This window comes from Kitasatospora sp. NPDC023118 (genome assembly GCF_055560875.1).
Genome location: NZ_JBVHHW010000082.1, coordinates 1 through 2393 on the forward strand (window position 1 = coordinate 1; position 2393 = coordinate 2393).

Sequence of the window (2393 nt, forward strand, 5' to 3'; positions counted from 1 at the left end):
ACCGCGTGCAGCACCGCGTCGTGGTGCTCGTACATCCGCGTCATCTCGGCCGGGCCCAGGCCGTGCGTCTGGCGGCGAAGCCGCCGCCGCACCAGTGCCGCCCCGCCCGTCCCCACGGCGAGCGCGGCGACCGCGCCGCCGAACACGACCGGCAACTGCCCGCTCACCGCGTTGCCCGCGTGCGCGACGGTGTAGCCGACCTGGACCAGACCGGCGACCGAACCGTCCGGCCTGGTGACCGGAGCACTGCTCTCTACGACCCGTCCGATGGGCGCGGTGAAGCTGATGGTGATCGGCCCCTTGAGGGCCGGCTGGTACGGGCCGATGAGGCGCTGCCCGATCAGCTCGGGCTGGGCGGTCTGGGCGTAGCGGATCCCCTCGGGGTTGGCGATCACGACGTAGTCGAAGCCGCCTTCTTTCGTGATCTTTAGGGCCAGCGGCTGCAGCACCGCGGTCGGGTCCGTGCTGCCCAGCGCGTCCACCACCGTGGGGACCTGCGCCAAGGTGACGGCCGCGGCGCGCGTGCGGTGCACGGCATCACTCGTGGCGTAGCTGTGCGCCTGCAGGATGAGCGCCGTCAGCCCGGCGCCGACCAGCAGCACCACCACGACCAGCAGCCACAGGAACACCTGCCCGGCGACACTGCGCACCCGCAGCCGCGAGCGCAGCCGGCCCCTGGCGGACCGGTGATCCCCCGGTCCGCCGGGTTCCGCGCCCCCGGTGACATGGCTGTCCACTTTGTGCATGCAGGCCGTCCCCGCGCATCCGGCCCCCACCTCCACGCTGCCACCCGGCCCGCAGATGCGCATACCCGAAGCCGCTGGAGGGCCGGGCGGACCGCCGGGGCGGTCTGAGCGCCCGTCGACCGCAGGCGCGCGGGGAGCAGCGGACGGGGTCAGCGGACGGACGCTCCGCCGTCCACGGTGAGCAGGGCGCCGTTGACGTAGGAGGCGGCGTCGGACACGAGGAAGGCCACGGCCTCGGCGACCTCGTCGGGCAGTCCGGCCCGGCCGGCGGGGGTCATGGCGAGGATTTCGCCGCGGTCCTCATCGCTGAGCGCGGCCTGCACGCCTTCGGTCTCGGTCACGCCCGGGAGGACGGCGTTGACCCGTACGCCGGCCGGGCCGTACTCGGCCGCCCAGATCCGGGTGAGCTGGTTGACCGCGGACTTGCTCGAACCGTAGGCGGTGGCCCCGACCACGGCCTTGTCGGCCGCGAGCGAGCTCACGTTGACGATCGCGCCGCCGCCCTTGTCGACCATGGCGGGGACCAGCTCGGCGGCCAGGAAGAAGGGCGCCTTGACGTTCACGTCGAAGACCCGGTCGAAGACCTCCTCGGTGGTGTCGGTGGTACCGGCGAACGGATAGATGCCCGCGTTGTTGACCAGGATGTCGATGCCGCCGGTCAGCCGCCTCGCCTCGCGGGCCAGTCGGCGGGCGGCGTCCGCACTGCCCAGGTCGGCCTGAACGAAGTCCGCCTTCCCGCCTGCCGCACGGATCTCCCGCACGGCCCGCTCCCCGCGAACGGCATCGCGGCCGGAGACGACCACGTGCGCGCCCCGCTCGGCCAGAACCTGCGCGACCGCCCGGCCGATGCCACTGGTCGCGCCGGTGACCAGGGCGGTCGAACCATTCAGTGACGGAGCCATGAGAACTCCTCGAAAGCCGGTTGGAATCACCTTTACCGAGCTACAACCACAGGCTCGGAAAGGCCATTCCGGTCCGAGTGGGTCACCAGGCCCGCGGGCCTCCGGCATCCGGCGCGACCACCGGGACACCCGAGGCCAACGCCTCCTGCACCGCCTGACAGAACCTCGCGAAGGGGCCGGTGTGCACGAACACATCGAGGGACGCATGGGTGGCCGCCAGATCGTCGCCGCTGCGGAAGCCGAGGAACGCCGCTTGGGGCGGCAGCGCCCGCAAGCGCTGCTCGGAATCGGCACCCGCAGGGAGTTGATCCGCCGTCCGACGACGGCGAGCGCCGCGGGCAGGACGGTGAGCGCCCCGGCCATGGCCACCAGGACGGCGGGATGTTCGCCTTGATGTTCGCCTTGCCGAAGAACGCACGAGACGGTGACGGGGCTCGGGGCGCGCATTCGAGTGTGACGTGGGCCTCGGCCCGGGAAGATCGCCTGTACTCAGAGCACGGGCGGCGACTCGGCCAGTGACGGACAAATCGGGCAAACCACGACATAAACCGTGAGCCCGCTCACACCCGAAAACGTCAACGACCGGCGATAGTAGCCACCCCCGGCAGCACCCCGCGCCCCCGACCACGACATCCGCCCAGCTCAGCGCGGTGACCGACCACGCACCCCACCCCGTGAACCGACCTCCGCGAACCCCCGATCTACGACAGCGGATCGTCACAAGGGGGTCTTGTCGGAAACCGAT

1 protein-coding gene and 2 pseudogenes are annotated in these 2393 nt (G+C 71.7%); all 3 read right to left on the reverse strand.

Annotation, left to right across the window (positions count from 1 at the left end):
• A pseudogene (locus tag ACZ3UD_RS37600) lies at nt 1–746 on the reverse strand (histidine kinase); the annotation flags it as partial.
• Between the two features lie 149 nt (nt 747–895).
• Nucleotides 896–1648 carry an SDR family NAD(P)-dependent oxidoreductase gene (locus ACZ3UD_RS37605; protein WP_465598590.1) on the reverse strand — a complete coding sequence of 251 codons (753 nt, stop codon included), beginning with the start codon at nt 1646–1648 and terminating at the stop codon, nt 896–898.
• A 94-nt stretch (nt 1649–1742) separates the two neighbouring features.
• A pseudogene (locus ACZ3UD_RS37610) lies at nt 1743–1934 on the reverse strand (glycosyltransferase); the annotation flags it as partial.
• Nucleotides 1935–2393 lie beyond the last annotated feature (459 nt).